The following is a 15,641-nucleotide window of genomic DNA, read 5'->3' as shown; positions in this document are numbered from 1 at the left end:
CGTTTCTACAGCGCCCATGCCTTCAGCACAACTGCCGCTGGTCAAGTGCCCAGCTTCTTCAGCCTTTCGGGCTCCACGATCTCCACCCAGTAGCCATCCGGATCCTTGATGAAGGCCACGTCTTTCATCTTTCCCTGCTCGGGGCGCTTGACGTAGGGGATCTGGTTGCCGTCGAACCACTGGATGGCGGCGTCCAGGTCGGGCACCGAAAAGCAGATGTGGCCGAAGCCCTGCGGCTGCGCATTGCCGTCGTGGTACCTGAAGGCGGGATCGTTTTCGGTGCCCCAGTTGTGGGTCAGTTCCAGGATGCCGGTCTGGCTGAAGGTCCAGGCGGTGCGTTCGCCTTCGTCGTCCGGTGGTGCGTTGCCTTCCACGGGCCGGTGCAGGAAGTACAGCGAGAACTTCATCTCCGGAAAGTCCAGCTTGCGCAGCACGCGCATGCCGAACACGCGGGTGTAGAAGTCGAGCGAAATGGCCGGGTCCTTCACGCGCAGCATGCTGTGGTTGAGCACGAAGCCCTGCGAATTCGCAGGCGGCTGGGCGCACACGCCCGGATGGTTTTCGGTGTCGAAGCTCATCGCGCCACCGCCAAAGGGCGAACGGCCGCCAGCGTGGGTGGGTTGCTCGCGGCGCGTGGCGCCTGTTCCAGGGCCATGAGCCGCCGTCGCAGGTAGCGCATGCAGGTCACGCGCAGGAAGGACGCGAAGTTGGGCACCTCGCCGCGGTGGGCCATGATCTCGTCGTGGAAGAGGGCGATCAGCGCATTGGTGGTGCGGCCTTCCTCTTCGGCCATCTCGGCCAGCGTGTCCCACATCATGTTCTCCAGCCGCAGGCTGGTCAGCACGCCGTGGATGCGCACGGTGCGCGAGCGTTGCTCGTACTGGATCGGGTCGGCCTTGACGAAGAACTCACACATGGCGTGTCTCCTTGGTGGGCCCGCCGCGCTACACCGTGCGGGCGCTCATCGCGCTGGCAATGTACTCCGCTTGCCGGATCGCCAGCGTAACGATCGTGAGCGTGGGGTTTTCCGCGCCACCGGTCGTGAACTGGCTTCCGTCGCTGATGAAGAGGTTGGGAATGTCGTGCGTCTGGCCGTGGGCGTTGCACACGCTGTCTTTCGCATTCGCGCCCATGCGGCAGGTGCCCAGGTTGTGCGTGCTCGGGTAGGGCGGCGTGCGGAAGGACTTGACGGCGCCGGCCGCTTTGTAAACCCGCTGGCCCTGGCGGAAGGCGTGTTCGCGCATCGCGAGGTCGTTCTCGTGGTCGTCGTAGTGCACGTTGGGAATGGCATTGCCCCACTTGTCCTTCAGGCTGGTGTTGAGCGTGACGCGGTTGCTCTCGCGCGGCATGTCTTCGCCCACGATCCACATGCCGGCCGTGTTGGCGTAGTTGTCCATGTAGTCGGCAAACTCGGCGCCCCAGCCGCCGGGGTTCAAAAAGGCCGCCATGAAAGGAACGCCGAGCGACAACGTCTCCATCTCGTAGCCGCCGACGAAGCCGCGCTTTGGATTCGAATGCGCCTCGTCACGGATGATGCCGGCCATGGTGGTGCCGCGGTACATGTTCACCGGCTGCTTGAACACCGCGTACACCGACGCGGTGAGGTGTCGCATGTAGTTGCGCCCGACCTGGCCGGAGCTGTTCGCCAGCCCGTCCTTGAAGGTGTTGGAGGCAGAGAGCAGCAGCAGCCGCGGCGTCTCGATCGAATTGGCCGCCACGCACACGATGCGCGCCTTCTGCCGTTGCTCCTTGCCGTCCTTGTCGAAGTAGACGACGCCCGTCACCTTGCCCGCGTCGTTGTGCTCGATGCGCGTCACGTGGCTTTCCGGGCGCAGGTCGAGGTTGCCGGTGATCTCCGCCTTGGGCAGCTCGGTGTAGAGCGTGCTCCACTTCGCGCCGCTCTTGCAGCCCTGGAAGCAGAAGCCCAGCTGCATGCAGCGTGCCCGTCCGTCGCGTGGATGACTGTTGATCGCCATGTTGCCGGTGTGCACGTCCTTGTAGCCCAGCTTGGTCGCGCCGGCGTACATCACCTTGAAGTTGTTGTTGCCCGGCAGGCCCGGAATGCCGTGGGTGCGCGTGACGCCCATCTTGTCTTCGGCGCGGTCGTAGTAGGGCTCCAGCTCCTTGAGCGTGAGCGGCCAGTCCATCAGGTTGGCGCCCTTGATGTTTCCGTAGACCGTGCGCGTGCGGAACTCGTGCTCCTGCAACCGCAGCGAGGCGCCGGCCCAGTGCGTGGTCGTGCCGCCGACGGTCTTGCAGGTCCAGGCGGGCAGGTTGGGGAAGTCCTTGGCAACCCGCCAATTGCCGGAGGTGGTGCGGTTGTCCAGCCAGGCCAGCTGGCTGAAGGACTTCCATTCGTCGTTGATGAAGGTCGCGCTGGACTGCTGCGCGCCGGCCTCCAGCACCACGACCTTGATGCCCTTCTGGCACAGCTCGTTGGCCAGGGTGCCGCCGCCGGCGCCGGAACCGATGATGACGACCACCGAGTCGTCGCCGGAATCGAACTTCGCCATGATGTCTGTCTCCTGCTTGCTGTGTACGGGTACGTGGCTGGCGGGGTGGGAGTCAACCGATGTAGGGCGGCGGACTGGCGGCTTGCGGCGGCGCGGGCAGCCACTTCAGATCCTGGAAGCCGCGCGTGATGTAGCCGCCTTTTTCCCAGGACGATCCGGGGTAGCCGAACACGGCGAAGGCCATGTCGTTGTTGTAGAGCGAAGTCACGCACTGCCCACGCACGGTGTTGAAGAAGGGCGTGCCTTCGATGGCCTTCACGGCGGCCAGCTGCTTCGCGGGCGCGGCACTGACGAAGCTGCCGCCCGTCGCCTGGTCCAGGCCGGCCATGCCGGTGCGCAGCATGGGCAGTTGCTCGGCCTTGCCGTCCAGGTCCTTCACGAGCAGCGCGTAGACGGCATCGGGCAGCTTCTTGTGCGGATAGAGCACGCGGCCCATCGCCATCAGCGTCTTGCCTTCGGCTTCGTTGAGTTGCTGCAGTTCGAGCGCCCATACGGAAGATGGGGCCAGCGTCGCCAGAACCGATCCGGCGGCAAGGGTGCCCATGAGGATGCCCGAGCCCTTGAGGAACTCGCGTCGCGCCAAGGGCAGGTCGAGGCGGGGCACTTGGCCGTCGTCTTCGTGGCAGGCGTGCGCGCCGGCGGGCACCGACGCTTCGATGGGTATCACGCGCATGGCTTGTCTCCTGTTGCGTCGGGGCTCGACGCAGGCCCCGTGCGCGCAGTGTTGCACCCGTATCGGCCGACCGGGTTTTAGCCTGCTACCTACACCTCCAGCACGCGGCGCGGGTCAGACCAGCTTCAGATCCCTGGGCGTCACGCCCGCAAAGATGCGGTCCAGCTGTGGCCGCGACAGCCCGTACATCCGCTGGAACAGGCCACCGAACACCGCCCGGTATTCGTTGAGCACGGGGTAGTCGCGGTCCTGGAACAGCGTGGCCTGCGACACGGCGACCTGCTCGCCCAGCACCTGACCGCCGGCCTGCGCGGCAAGGCCGCCGCCGAGCACCCAGTACACCGTGCCGTGCCCGTGGTCGGTGCCGCGGTTGCCGTTCTCGCGAAAGGTGCGCCCGAACTCGCTGATGACCACCACCACCGTGTTGCGCCAGGACTCGCTGCCCAGTTCGTCGGCAAAGCCGGCCAGTCCGCGCCCCAGTTCTTCGAGCCGGTTGGCCAGCACGCCGGTGGCGCCGCCTTGCGCCACGTGCGTGTCCCAGCCGCCCACGTCGACAAAGCCGATGTCGAAGCGCTCCTGCATCAGGCGCGCCATGCGACGCGCCACGAGTTCGAAGCCCTTGGCAGTCATCGCGCTGCGTCCGGCGGCGTCCATTTCCTGCTTGACGCTGCGCTGCACTTCGTCGCGCACCTCGAATCCCTCGGCCACGGTTTGGGCGAGCGGGGTGTTGCGGTACATCGAGGTGATGATCTGGCTCCTCCGATCGTCGATGCCTGATTTGCCGACGGAGGCGAGCGACATGTTGGCGGCTTTGGCGTCGCCACGCAGTGCGATCGGCAACAGGTCGGTGAATGCGATGGGCGCCACGTTGGCGTGCGCGCCGGCGCCGAGCACGCCCGCCAGCCGGTTCAGGAATCCGGAGCGCGGGTCGCGCTTGCCATCGGGGGCCTGGCCCAATTCAATGGAATCCTGCGTCTCGAAATGGCTGCGCGTGAGGTCGTCGGTGCCGGCGAATGCAATGAAGGCGGCCTCTTTCTTCTGGAACAGCGGGTGCACGCTGGACGCCAGGGCCGGATGCAGTCCCCATTGCGAATCAAGGGGCAGGGCGCCGCTGGGCTGGCCCGGCCGGGCGATGGCGATGTTGGGCCGCGCGCTGTAGTAGAAGTCGCTCGACACGGGCACCAGCACGTTCGCGCAGTCGTAGGCGCCGCGCAGGAATACGACGAGCAGTTTGGCGTCGCTGGCGGCCGGTGCGGCGATCAGCCGGCCCGCCGCGCCGCCCAGTGGCGCAGCGGCAAGGTATTTCAGGAGTTCGCGTCGTTGCATGTGGGGGCTCTTTTTTCTTTTCAGCGGCGCATCAGCTCGGGGGAAGCCAGCAGGAAGGTGTTCCACTCCGTGGGCGAACGCGCCTGGGCCAGCGCGCCGCGCGTGTCGGGGCTCATGCCCGACAAAGTGGCGCGGACGGTCGGGGCTTCGGCCAGGGGCGGGTACTGTGGCTTTTCCAGCGGCGCCTTGTCATCGGTGCGAAACAGCACCGCGCCGCTGCCGCCGATGGCTTGCGCGATGTCGAAGCGCGCGTTCATCTGCGCCGCGCTGGCCCAGGCCTCCTGCGTGAGCGGATAGCCGTCGGGTGTCTCATTGGCGTAGAGCGGCTCGCCCAGGCGGCTGAGCCAGCTGATCATCGGGCGGACGTTGGTCGCGACACGCTGGTCATAGGCCAGGCGCACGCTGGCCACCACGTAGTGAACCGGATCGCGGAACTTCTTGCCGAGCGATGCTGCAAATTCCGGTGCTTCGAACATCGTCGTGAGCGTTGCGGCAATGTCGCCGTCGCTGCGCAGGAAGGTCGCGGCCATGCGGTCCACCAAGGCTGGCGGCGGATTGTCGGCCACGAAATAGACGGCGATCTTGCGGGAGATGAAGCGCGCCGTGGCCGGCGAGCGCGCAAGACGGTCCAGCGCCTCATCGGCTTCGGCCAGGCCGCGCTGCCGGATGGGCTGGCCGAGGAAAACCTTGGCGCCATAGTCATGTCGGTTGGGATTGAACTCGAACAGGCCCTGCTGCACGTAGTCGGCCTGAAGTTCGGGCTTGAGCTTGGGCGGCGCGGCGTTGGGTCCCAACGGGGTCATGCCGATGCCCGTGAGAATGCGCGCAAGCTCCTGAACGTCGCGCTGGGAGTAGCCACTGCCCACGCCGAGCGTGTGCAGTTCCATCAGTTCGCGCGCATAGTTCTCGTTGATGGCATTGACCGCATTCACCGAGTTGTCGAGGTACCGCAGCATGGCGGGGTGGCGCATCGTTGCGCCCAGCATGACGCGGAACCTGCCCAGTGCATTCGGGCGAATGACGGTCTCTTCGTAGTCGCCGACGGTGGCGCGTACGTTGGCCTTGCGCACGCTCACGTGGAAGTGATTCATCCAGAACCACGTCATCTGTTCCTGCAACTGGTTGGGCGAATAGAGGGCCCGAAGCAGCATGCGCTGCTGCGCCTCGCGCGACAGCAGATTCATCGTGTCCTGCGGAAGCTGCTGGGCGGCCTTCTTTTGCGCGTCGTCGCTCATGGGCGCCGCCGCAGCGCGCAACTGGCTTTCCACCGTCGCGAGCAGTTGCGGAAAGGGCGTCTGCGTGATGGTCATGGCGTCGATCTGCGCTTGGGCCTGTGGCGGCAGCCTGGCCGGGCCGGGGTGCAGTTGCTCCCGCAGCCACGCCGGCAGACCGGCCTTTGACAGGCGCTCGGCATCCTCGCCATTGGCGCCCCAGCTCACACGGTCGAGCCAGCGCAACTGGGAAGCCTTGTCAGGTGCCGAGACCTTCAGCGGCGGGCCGAGGTTGAATGACGCGCACGCGGCCAGCAGCAGGGCGGCTGCGGGCACCATCCATCGCCAGGGTGCGCGGGTCATGCGGCGGCCCTCAGCCAAGTTTGCGACTGTGCGGATTGCGTCTTCAAGCTTCTTCTCCCTGCCATTCATCGGCGGCTCATTTATAACCAACGGGTCCGGCGACGGTTGACTCGCCTGAATGTAAAGGCGCCCGGCGTGATGCAAACCCGCGGCCTGCGCGCTATGCTGCCGCCTGCCACCCATTCGCTTGTCGTCCCGTGTCCCGAACCGGAAATTCGGGCCACTGGCGACAAGCCGTTTCCAGCCAGGAGACATCAAGAAATGAAATCGCGCAGCTTCAAGAGCCGCAACGGCACGGATCTGGTGTTCTCGGCCATCGGCCTGGGAACGGCGCCGATGGGCGATCTTTACGAACTCCTCGACGAAAAGACCTCGATCGCGACGATCGAGCGGGGCGTCGAATGTGGCGTTCGCGTGTTCGACACCTCGCCGCACTACGGCAACGGCTTGTCCGAATCGCGTGTGGGCGCCGGCCTGCGCTATGCCCCGCGAAAGGACATCATCGTCTCCACCAAGATCGGCCGGGTGATGGACCCTTTCACCCAACCGCCGCCCAAGAACCCCGATGTGTTCTCGCCGGGCTTCAAGGGCGGCTACCCGCACGCGCCGCGCTTCGACTATTCGTACGACGGCACGATGCGCTCGGTCGAGCAGTCGCTCCTGCGCATGGGGCTGGACCGGATCGACGTGCTCCTCATCCACGACTGCGATGTGTGGACTCACGGCAAGACGGACGCGCCGATCCGCTTCAAGGAAGCCATGGACGGCGCCTACAAGGCGCTCGACAAGCTGCGCAGCGAAAAGACGGTGGCGGCCATCGGCTTCGGCATCAACGAGGCCGACACCTGCGTCAAGTTCGCGAAGGCAGGTGACTTCGACGTGGCGATGATGGCCGGGCGCTACTCGCTGCTGATCCAGAACGGCTTGGCCGAATTCCTGCCGCTGGCGCTGGAAAAGAACATGGGCGTGATGCTGGCCGGCGTGTTCAATTCCGGCATCCTGGCGACGGGTGCGGTGCCCGGCGCCAAGTTCGAATACGGCCCGGCGCCCGACGACATCATGGCGCGCGTGCGCAAGATCGAGGCCGTCTGCGCCACGCATGGCACGTCGATCCGGCGTGCGGCGCTGCACTTCGCGATGTCGCATCCCGCGGTGGTGAGCGTGGTGCTCGGCGGTGTGAAGCCCGGGGAGGTCGAAGCCAATGCGGCCGATGCCGACGGGCAGGTGCCGCCCGCGCTGTGGAGCGACCTCAAGTCCGCCGGCTTGCTCGACGCCGCCGCGCCCGTGGGCTGAGCAGATCCGCCGAACGGTCACCGGGCGCTGTTGTCAACCAACACCCGACGCACTAGCATCGGCGCAGCTTCGCGTTTCACCTGGGAGGACCACACAACCCGCCAAGAGCGGAAACAACTCGGAGACATCCAGTGGACAGACGCAAGACTCTCAAGACATTGGGAAGCGCCGCCATGGCTGGCGCAACGGGCCTGACCAGCCGACTCGCCTTCGCGGCAAATCCCAGCATGGTCACGGTGGTGAAGATCGCCGGCATACCCTGGTTCAACGCCGTCGAAAAAGGCATCCTCAAGGGCGGCAAGGACTTCAACGTCGACGCCACCATGGTCGGCCCGGCCAATGTCGATCCCGCGCAGCAGGTCAAGCTGCTGGAAGACCAGATCGCCAAGAAAGTGACCGTCATCGGCCTGGTGCCACTGGACGTGAAGGTGTGCGAGCCGGTGCTCAAGCGTGCGCAGGCGGCCGGCATCAAGGTCATCACGCACGAAGGGCCGGAGCAGGAAGGGCGCGACTGGAACGTCGAACTCATCGACTCGGTCAAGTTCGGCGAAGTGCAGATGCAGCGCATCGCCAAGGACATGGGCGAGGAAGGCGAGTACGTCGTCTACGTCGGCACGCTGACCACGCCGCTGCACAACAAGTGGGCCGACGCCGCCATCGCGTACCAGAAGAAGAACTACCCCAAGATGAAGCTCGCCGCCGACCGCTTCCCCGGCGCGGACGAGATCGACACCTCGTACAAGACCACGCTCGACGTGATCAAGGCGTACCCGAACCTCAAGGGCATCCTCGGCTTCGGTTCCAACGGACCCATCGGCGCGGGCAACGCGGTGCGCGAAAAGCGGCTGGGCAAGAAGATCGCGGTCGTCGGCACGGTGCTGCCCTCGCAGGCCAAGGACCTGATCGCCGACGGCATCATCCGCGAAGGCTTCCTGTGGAACCCGACGGATGCGGGCTACGCCATGGTGGCCGTGGCGCGCCTGGTGGTCGACGGCAAGCAGATCAAGGACGGCGTCGAGATTCCGGGCCTCGGCAAGGCGGCGGTGGACGTGCCGGGCAAGCTGATCAAGGTCGACAAGATCATGCGGATCAACAACGAGACCATTGCTGGCTTGATTGCCGGCGGCCTCTAGGTGTCTGAATGCGCAAGTGCTTGAGGCTTGATTGGCGAATTTTCTTGATCTGAAGGCAATCTCCAAACGCTTCGGCGGCGTTGTGGCCTTGCGCGACGTCGACCTCTCGCTGGCCGCCGGCGAGGTGCATTGCCTGGTCGGTGAAAACGGATCGGGCAAGTCGACGCTGATCAAGATCATCTCGGGCGTGCTGCACCCCGAGCCGGGCGGTCGCATCGTGATCGGGGGGCGGGAGTATCCGCATCTCGACCCGGTGCAGTCGACCGCGTGCGGCATCCAGGTGATCTACCAGGACCTCTCGCTGTTTCCGAACCTCACGGTGGCGGAGAACATCGCCATCGCGAGCCATCTGGGTCGGCCGCAGGTGGTGAACTGGAAGCGCCTGCGCGCCACCGCCGCCGCGGCGATGGCCCGCATCGGCGCCTCGCTCGACCCGGACGCGCGGGTGGAGGACCTGTCCATTGCCAACCGCCAGCTGGTCGCCATCTGCCGTGCGATGGCGGCGGATGCCAGGCTGGTCATCATGGACGAGCCGACGGCGTCGCTCTCGCGTCACGAGGTCGAGGCGCTGGTGCGCCTGGTGGACGACCTGAAGCAGCACGGCATCTGCATCGTCTTCGTCTCGCATCGGCTGGACGAGGTGATGGAGATCGCCGAACGCGTGACAGTGCTGCGCGACGGCGCCAAGGTCGGCGAATTCCCGGCGCGCGAGATGGACGACAGGAAGCTGGCGACGCTGATGACCGGCAAGGCCTTCGCGTACAAGACGTCGGCCACGAACGGTGCGAAGCCGGAGTTGGTGCTGTCCGTGCGCGGGCTCACGCGAACGGGCCAGTACGCGGACATCAGCATGGACATCCGCGCGGGTGAGATCGTCGGCCTGACAGGCCTGCTCGGCTCCGGGCGCACCGAGTTTGCGTTGTCGCTCTTCGGCATGAACCGGCCAACCTCCGGCGAGATCCGACTCAATGGCAAGCCGCTGGCGCTCAAGACCAATGCGCAGGCCATTGAGGAGGGCATCGCCTACGTGTCCGAAGACCGGCTCAACCTGGGCCTGGTGCTGGAGCAGCCGATCTCTTCGAACATCCTCGTCACGGTGCTCGACAAGCTTTCCAACGGATTGGGCCTGGTGCGCGAAGAGACGCGCCAGAAGACCGCCCGCCACTGGATCGAGGAACTGGCCATCAAGGCACCCAACGCGGACAACGCGGTGCGCACGCTGTCGGGCGGCAACCAGCAGCGCGTGGTGCTCGCCAAGTGGATGGCGACGCAGCCGAAGCTGCTGATCCTCGACAGCCCGACCGTGGGTGTCGACATCGCCGCCAAAGACGGCATCTATGAAGTGGTGCGTGCGCTGGCCGCTCGCGGCGTGGCGATCCTGCTGATCTCGGACGAGATTCCCGAGGTGTTCTATCACTCGCATCGGGTGCTGGTGATGCGGGGAGGGCGCCTTGTTGGCGAGCGCGTGCCGCACGACTCTTCGGAACAGGAACTGCAGGCGATGGTCGATGCATAGCGCCAGCCACAGCGCGAGCGCCGGCTCTGCGTTGCAGCGCTTTCGGCGAAGCCACGAGTTCTGGCTGCTGGCCGTCATCCTGGTGCTGTCACTCGCGTTGTCGCTGGCCACGGACAGCTTTCTCACGGTGCAGAACCTCTACGACCTGCTCACGTCCAACGCCTTCATCGGCATCCTGGCTTCCGGCTTGCTGGTGGTACTGATTGCCGGCGGCATCGACATCTCGTTTACGGCGACGGCGTCGATTGCGCAGTACGTGGCGCTGACCATCGGCATCCGGCATGGGCTGGGGTGGGCGCCGCTGTTTGCCATTGCCGCCGCGGTGGGCGTGGTGTGCGGCGTGATCAATGCGGTGTTCATCACCAAGCTGCGCATCTCCTCGATCATCGTGTCGATTGCCACGCTCAACATCTTCTATGGCCTGCTCATTTTCTCGACCGGCGGCAAGTACATCACCTCGCTGCCCAAGTTCTTCCGCGACGGCATCTGGTGGTTCGAACAGGTGGACGCGAGCGGCGTGCCCTATGCGCTCAACCTGCAGATCATCGTGCTGGTGCTGGCCTTTGCCGCCGCATGGCTGCTGCTCAACCGCACCAACGTCGGACGGCAGATCTACGCGATGGGTGGCAACAAGGACGCGGCGCAGCGGCTGGGCTTTCATGTGTTCCGGCTCAACGTTCTGGTGTACGGCTACCTTGGCTTCGTGGCGGGCGTGGCCTCGCTGGTGCAGGCGCAACTGGCGCAGTCGGTGACGCCCACCGTGCTGGTGGGAAAGGAGCTCGATGTGCTGGCGGCCGTGGTGCTGGGCGGTGCGAGCCTCACGGGTGGCGTGGGCACGGTCTTCGGCGCCATCCTCGGCGTCGCGCTGCTGGCCATCCTGCAGAACGGCCTGGTGCTCATTGGCGTGTCGTCTTACTGGAACCAGTGGTTCGTCGGCCTGACGATCCTGGTGGCGGTGTCGATGACGGCATGGTCGGAACGTCGACGCCGCGCGGCGAAGGCGATCAACTGATGATGGAGCGACACCACACATGAGCGCTGCGCCATCTCCCGCATCGCGCCCGGCATTCCAGTTGCCGCGCTTCCTGCGCGGCGGCACCGTGCCCATGCTGTCGCTGGTGCTGGTGGCGCTGGTGGCGGTGTTCGGACTCTTGCTGGGCGAACGATTCTTCAGTGTCGGCTCGCTGCAGTCGATGGCCTTCCAGTTGCCCGAACTCGGCATCCTTTCGCTGGCGATGATGGTCACGCTGCTGTCGGGCGGTTTGAATCTTTCGATCATCGCCACGGCCAATCTTTGTGCGCTTGCCATGGCGTGGGTGCTGACGACGCATGTGCCCGGCGCGCAAGGCTTCATGTGGGGCGGCTGGCAGGTCATCGCGATCCTCGCGGGGGTGGCGGTGGCGCTGGTGGTCGGGCTCATCAACGGCTTCGTCATTGCGTACCTCGGCGTGTCGCCGATCCTCGCGACGCTGGGCACGATGACGATGTGCAAGGGCCTGTCGATCGGCCTCACGCGCGGCAACGTCATCTCCGGCTTTCCCGAGCCGATCGTCTTCCTGGGCAACGGCACGCTCGCCGGCGTGCCGGTGGCGCTGCTGATCTTCCTGGCGCTGTGCGTGCCGATGGCGGTGCTGCTCAACAAGAGTCCGTTCGGCCACAAGGTCTACATGATCGGATCGAGTGAGAAAGCCACGCGCTATTCGGGCGTCGACACGCGGCGCGTGCTGCTGGGCGTGTACGTGCTGTCGAGCCTGCTGGCCTTCGTCGCCGCGCTGGTGATGATGGCGCGCTTCAACTCGGCCAACGCGTCCTACGGCGAGAGCTACCTGCTGGTGACCATCCTGGCCGCCGTGCTCGGGGGCGTCGATCCCTTCGGCGGCTTCGGCAAGGTGGGCGGACTGGTGATGGCGCTGGTGTTGCTGCAGCTCATCTCGTCGGCCTTCAACCTGCTCAACTTCAGCCCCTTCCTGACGCTGGCGATCTGGGGAGTGCTGATCCTGGCGGTCACCGCGCTGGGCGTGGTGATGGAGGGGTTGGGGGCGACGAGGCGATAGTGTCTTCATCGCCTCGCGCCTGGTGTGCTTCAGTCGCCCTGGATGAACGCGAGCAGATCGGCGTTGACCTCCTCCTTGCGCGTCGTGCACATGCCGTGCGGCGCGCCCTTGTAGACCTTCAGGGTTGCGTGCTTGACCAGCTTGACAGAGAGCATCGCGGAGTCGGCGATGGGAACGATCTGGTCATCGTCACCGTGAAGGATCAGCGTGGGAACGGTGATGCGCTTCAGGTCTTCGGTGAGGTCCGTCTCCGAGAATGCCTTGACGCAGAAATACGATGCGGGCATGCCAGCCATCATGCCCTGCAGCCAGAACGATTCGCGCACGCCTTCCGACACCTTGGCGCCGGGCCAGTTGTAGCCGTAGAAGGGCATGCTGAGGTCCTTCCAGAAGGCGGAGCGATCGGCCAGCACACCTGCGCGAATCTGGTCGAAGACGTCGATCGGCAAGCCGCCCGGATTCGCGGCCGTCTTGAGCATCAGGGGCGGCACGGCGCCGATCAGCACCGCCTTGGCCACGCGCTTGTTTCCGTGCCGGCCGATGTAGCGCGCGACTTCGCCGCCGCCCGTCGAGTGGCCGACGTGAACGGCATTCTTCAGGTCCAGGTGCTCCACCAGGGCGGCAAGGTCGTCCGCGTAGGTGTCCATGTCGTTGCCGTTCCATGGCTGGCTGGAGCGCCCGTGCCCGCGGCGGTCGTGCGCAATGCAGCGGTAGCCGCGCGAAGCCAGGTAAAACATCTGGTCTTCAAATGCGTCGGAGCTGAGGGGCCAGCCGTGGCTGAATACCACGGGCTGTCCACTGCCCCAATCCTTGTAGTAGATCTCTGTTCCGTCGTGGGTCTTGATGGTGCTCATCGTCTTTCCTTTGCGTGCTGGTGAAGAAGAAAGATCGGCAGCACCGGCAGGCGGTGCGACCGACATCAGGGCGGCGGCCGGAATCCCGGCTGCCAGGGCGATCCCCGCGCCACCCGCGATGAACCGGCGCCGGGACGTCGGGAAGCCTGTCGGTTTCGGGTCATTCATGGAGCGTTCTCCCGGGTTGCGTTGAGGAACGCCCCCACGATGTACGTCGGCCGTTGCATGCTGATTTCCTGGCGCCTTTCGCGGTTACCGGCGTAGCAACCGCGGTTTCATCTGCAATGCGCCGGGCGCCACGGCCGGCTCGCCTGACGGCGCCGTTTCCTGCCGTGTTTCGTTTGCAATCGCGGCGGCGCCACCCGAAATCAACGCGCAACGGGCGCTCCCGACAGTAGAGCCAGGACAAGCGCGGTGCGTTGGTCCGGGGAATCACTGGATGCGTGTCTGCCGGTGCGGCCCCCTCCTTGAATTGCAGATGCGCGCAAAGGAAATCATCATGAAGAAACTCAATCTGACGCTCGCCGTTCTCGCCGTTGGCGCGGCGCTCTCCGGTGCCCAAATGGCTTCTGCGCAGGGACTGACCCGCGCCGAGGTGAAGGCCCAGTTGGCGCAGGCCCAGGCCGATGGCTCGCTCAACGCGCTGAACAACGCCGACAGCGGTTCGTTCTACCTGTCCAAGCAGTTCCATTCCACCGAGCCGCGTTCGGAAGTCAAGGCCGAGCTGGCCGCAGCGGAAGCCAACGGCACGCTCGACGTGCAAACGGGTGAAGACAGTGGCTCAACCTACCTGACGGAGCAATTCCACTCCACCGAGCCGCGTTCCGAAGTCAAGGCGGAGGTCAAGCAAGCGGAAGCAGACGGTTCGCTCAACGCGCTGGACGGCGAGGACAGCGGTTCTTTCTACCTGGCCCGGCATCAAGCAACCCGCAGCGGCAACAACGCAGTGGCAAGTCGCTGATTTCCTCGCCATTGCAGCGAGGCAGGACGTGCAGGCTATCGGCCCGCGGGAAGCGGGGCCGGTCGCCGTGCACGTGCCGGCGCTGCGTCATCCTGGCGGAGATTGCGTGGCGTCTTTTCGTTGCGGGTCGGGCAGATGGCCTTGCGACTGGCTGGCAACGGGTGTCGGGTCGTCCAACTCGCTGTCGATCAGCTTGCGCAGTGATTCGTCCAGCACCGGGGTCTTGCCATCGATCAACCGGACCTCGACAGCGCGTACGACCGTGGAGAGAAGCGCGTCGGGCAACTGACGGCCGTTCAGATAGCTTCCGACCAGCGCATTGGCGGCAAACAGGACGAGGGACATGCGGCCATCGTAGGCCTTTATTTGCTGCACTGCACCATCCGGCGGGTGCGAATGCGAATTTTTAGAGGCCGATACCCAAATTTTTGCACCGTCGCGGTGCATCCACCGAAAGTCGCAGCCAGAACGGCTTGCGGGCCACTGACAGGAGTTCGTTCCATGTACCCGTTCGAAGCACTCGCGCGCTGCCGTGGCAGCGCCGCCCTCTGCGTCCTCCTGCTGGCGGGATGCGGAGACTCGAAACCCCATGCGCCGCCTGTCGCGCAGGTGCCCGAAGTCGAAGTGCTTGCCGTGCACCGGCAAGCCGTTCCGGTGAGCACCGAGTTGCCGGGCCGCACGTCGGCGTACCTCGTGGCGCAGGTTCGCGCGCGGGTCGACGGCATCGTGCTGAAGCGCGAATTCGAGGAAGGCTCGGACGTGAAGGCGAACCAGTCGCTGTACCGCATCGATCCGGCCCCCTACCGCGCCGCACTCGACAGCGCGCTGGCCACGCTGCAGACCGCGCAGGCCAGGCTGGTGTCGGCCAACGCGCTGGCACAGCGCTACAAGCAGCTCATCGAGTCGAATGCAGTGAGCAGGCAGGACCTGGACAACGCGGTCGCCGCGCAGGGCGAGGCGCAGGCGGCGGTTGCCGCCGGCAAGGCGGCCGTCGAGACCGCGCGCATCAACCTGGCCTACACCGACGTGGTCTCGCCGATCAGCGGCCGTGTCGGCATCTCGCAGGTCACGCAGGGCGCCTATGTGCAGGGCAGCACGGCGACGCTGCTGTCCACCGTGCAGCAGCTGGACCCGATCTACGTCGACCTGAACCGCTCCAGCCTGGCAGGCCTGCAATGGCGCCGCGACCTCGCGTCCGGCAAGCTCAAGCTGGATGGCGCCGAAGCGGCGAAGGTGCAGCTCACGCTGGAGGACGGCACGAAGTATCCGCTGCCCGGCAAGCTCGAGTTCAGCGACATCACGGTCGACGCGGGCACGGGCTCGGTGACGGTGCGCGCGGTGTTTCCGAATCCGGCGCATGTGCTGCTGCCGGGCATGTTCGTGCGCGCCAGCATCGACCAGGGCGTGGACGATGGCGCGCTGCTGGTGCCGCAGGTTGGCGTGACCCACGATCCGAAGGGCCAGGCCACGGTGCTGGTCGTTGGCCCGGACGACAAGGTGGCGCTGCGCACCGTGCAGGCCACGCGCACCATCGGTGACAAGTGGGTGGTCGACGGCGGCCTCGCCGATGGCGAGAAGGTCATCGTGGCTGGCCTGCAGAAGGTGAAGGCCGGTGCGCAGGTGCGGCCGGTGGAGACCGCCCCGGCGGGCACGCCTGCGGTGCCGCTTGCGCCTGTCGCGGCCGGCGGAAACGCCCCGGCCGATCGTCCCGTCGTCGCCTCCGCGGCCCACTAGAAAGAGGTCG

Annotated in this window: 15 protein-coding genes; 7 read left to right on the top strand and 8 right to left on the bottom strand. The window is 65.8% G+C overall.

The window, feature by feature from the left end; translation table 11 throughout:
* Positions 1-41 precede the first annotated feature (41 nt).
* The 6 genes from gloA to QTI66_RS15930 form a co-directional block, all read right to left on the bottom strand.
* The gene (gene gloA / locus QTI66_RS15955; RefSeq protein ID WP_286560768.1) at positions 42-578 is read right to left on the bottom strand and encodes a lactoylglutathione lyase; all 537 of its coding nucleotides are present in this window, start codon (positions 576-578) and stop codon (positions 42-44) included.
* The gene (locus QTI66_RS15950) at positions 575-916 is read right to left on the bottom strand and encodes a ribbon-helix-helix domain-containing protein (protein WP_286560767.1); all 342 of its coding nucleotides are present in this window, start codon (positions 914-916) and stop codon (positions 575-577) included. The genes gloA and QTI66_RS15950 overlap by 4 nt, the downstream gene beginning before the upstream one ends.
* Before the next feature lie 28 nt (positions 917-944).
* Positions 945-2,513, bottom strand: a complete 1,569-nt coding sequence (locus tag QTI66_RS15945) for a GMC family oxidoreductase (protein WP_286560766.1) — start codon at positions 2,511-2,513, stop codon at positions 945-947.
* 52 nt (positions 2,514-2,565) lie between these two features.
* Positions 2,566-3,186 (bottom strand): twin-arginine translocation signal domain-containing protein, encoded by a 621-nt coding sequence (locus tag QTI66_RS15940; protein ID WP_286560765.1) that lies wholly within the window; start codon positions 3,184-3,186, stop codon positions 2,566-2,568.
* A 114-nt stretch (positions 3,187-3,300) separates the two neighbouring features.
* A complete protein-coding gene (locus tag QTI66_RS15935) occupies positions 3,301-4,512 on the bottom strand; it encodes a DUF1501 domain-containing protein (RefSeq protein ID WP_286560764.1) in 1,212 nt (403 codons plus the stop codon).
* Positions 4,513-4,532: 20 nt separating this feature from the next.
* Positions 4,533-6,086, bottom strand: coding sequence for a DUF1800 domain-containing protein (locus tag QTI66_RS15930; protein ID WP_286560763.1), 1,554 nt, complete (start codon positions 6,084-6,086; stop codon positions 4,533-4,535).
* A gap of 261 nt (positions 6,087-6,347) precedes the next feature.
* Between QTI66_RS15930 and QTI66_RS15925 the strand changes: the two genes are divergently transcribed.
* The 5 genes from QTI66_RS15925 to QTI66_RS15905 all read left to right on the top strand — a co-directional run bounded on the left by QTI66_RS15925 (position 6,348) and on the right by QTI66_RS15905 (position 12,082).
* Positions 6,348-7,379 (top strand): aldo/keto reductase, encoded by a 1,032-nt coding sequence (locus QTI66_RS15925; protein WP_286560762.1) that lies wholly within the window; start codon positions 6,348-6,350, stop codon positions 7,377-7,379.
* A gap of 131 nt (positions 7,380-7,510) precedes the next feature.
* Complete coding sequence (locus QTI66_RS15920) at positions 7,511-8,512, top strand: autoinducer 2 ABC transporter substrate-binding protein (protein WP_286560760.1); 1,002 nt, start codon at positions 7,511-7,513, stop codon at positions 8,510-8,512.
* 31 nt (positions 8,513-8,543) lie between these two features.
* Positions 8,544-10,028: a sugar ABC transporter ATP-binding protein gene (locus tag QTI66_RS15915; RefSeq protein WP_286560759.1), complete on the top strand. Its 1,485-nt coding sequence runs from the start codon at positions 8,544-8,546 to the stop codon at positions 10,026-10,028.
* Positions 10,021-11,040: an ABC transporter permease gene (locus QTI66_RS15910; RefSeq protein WP_286560758.1), complete on the top strand. Its 1,020-nt coding sequence runs from the start codon at positions 10,021-10,023 to the stop codon at positions 11,038-11,040. Before QTI66_RS15915 ends, QTI66_RS15910 begins: the two co-directional genes overlap by 8 nt.
* Positions 11,041-11,059: 19 nt before the next feature.
* Positions 11,060-12,082, top strand: coding sequence for an ABC transporter permease (locus QTI66_RS15905; protein ID WP_286560757.1), 1,023 nt, complete (start codon positions 11,060-11,062; stop codon positions 12,080-12,082).
* A gap of 29 nt (positions 12,083-12,111) precedes the next feature.
* Here QTI66_RS15905 and QTI66_RS15900 read toward each other — a convergent pair whose 3' ends face one another.
* Entirely contained in the window at positions 12,112-13,104 is a 993-nt protein-coding gene (locus QTI66_RS15900; protein ID WP_286560756.1) for an alpha/beta fold hydrolase, read from the bottom strand.
* A 310-nt stretch (positions 13,105-13,414) separates the two neighbouring features.
* Here QTI66_RS15900 and QTI66_RS15895 point away from each other — a divergent pair, with 310 nt between their 5' ends.
* On the top strand, positions 13,415-13,897 hold the full coding sequence (locus QTI66_RS15895) for a DUF4148 domain-containing protein (protein WP_286560755.1): 483 nt from the start codon (positions 13,415-13,417) through the stop codon (positions 13,895-13,897).
* A gap of 87 nt (positions 13,898-13,984) precedes the next feature.
* Here QTI66_RS15895 and QTI66_RS15890 read toward each other — a convergent pair whose 3' ends face one another.
* Positions 13,985-14,242 carry a hypothetical protein gene (locus tag QTI66_RS15890; protein ID WP_286560754.1) on the bottom strand — a complete coding sequence of 86 codons (258 nt, stop codon included), beginning with the start codon at positions 14,240-14,242 and terminating at the stop codon, positions 13,985-13,987.
* Between the two features lie 156 nt (positions 14,243-14,398).
* Here QTI66_RS15890 and QTI66_RS15885 point away from each other — a divergent pair, with 156 nt between their 5' ends.
* The gene (locus QTI66_RS15885) at positions 14,399-15,631 is read left to right on the top strand and encodes an efflux RND transporter periplasmic adaptor subunit (protein ID WP_286560753.1); all 1,233 of its coding nucleotides are present in this window, start codon (positions 14,399-14,401) and stop codon (positions 15,629-15,631) included.
* The last annotated feature ends 10 nt before the right edge of the window (positions 15,632-15,641 follow it).

Source organism: Variovorax brevis, from assembly GCF_030317105.1.
GTDB classification, from domain to species: Bacteria; Pseudomonadota; Gammaproteobacteria; order Burkholderiales; family Burkholderiaceae_C; genus Variovorax; species Variovorax brevis.
Note: the sequence above shows the minus strand (reverse complement) of the source record. Positions and strands in the feature narration are given on the sequence as shown.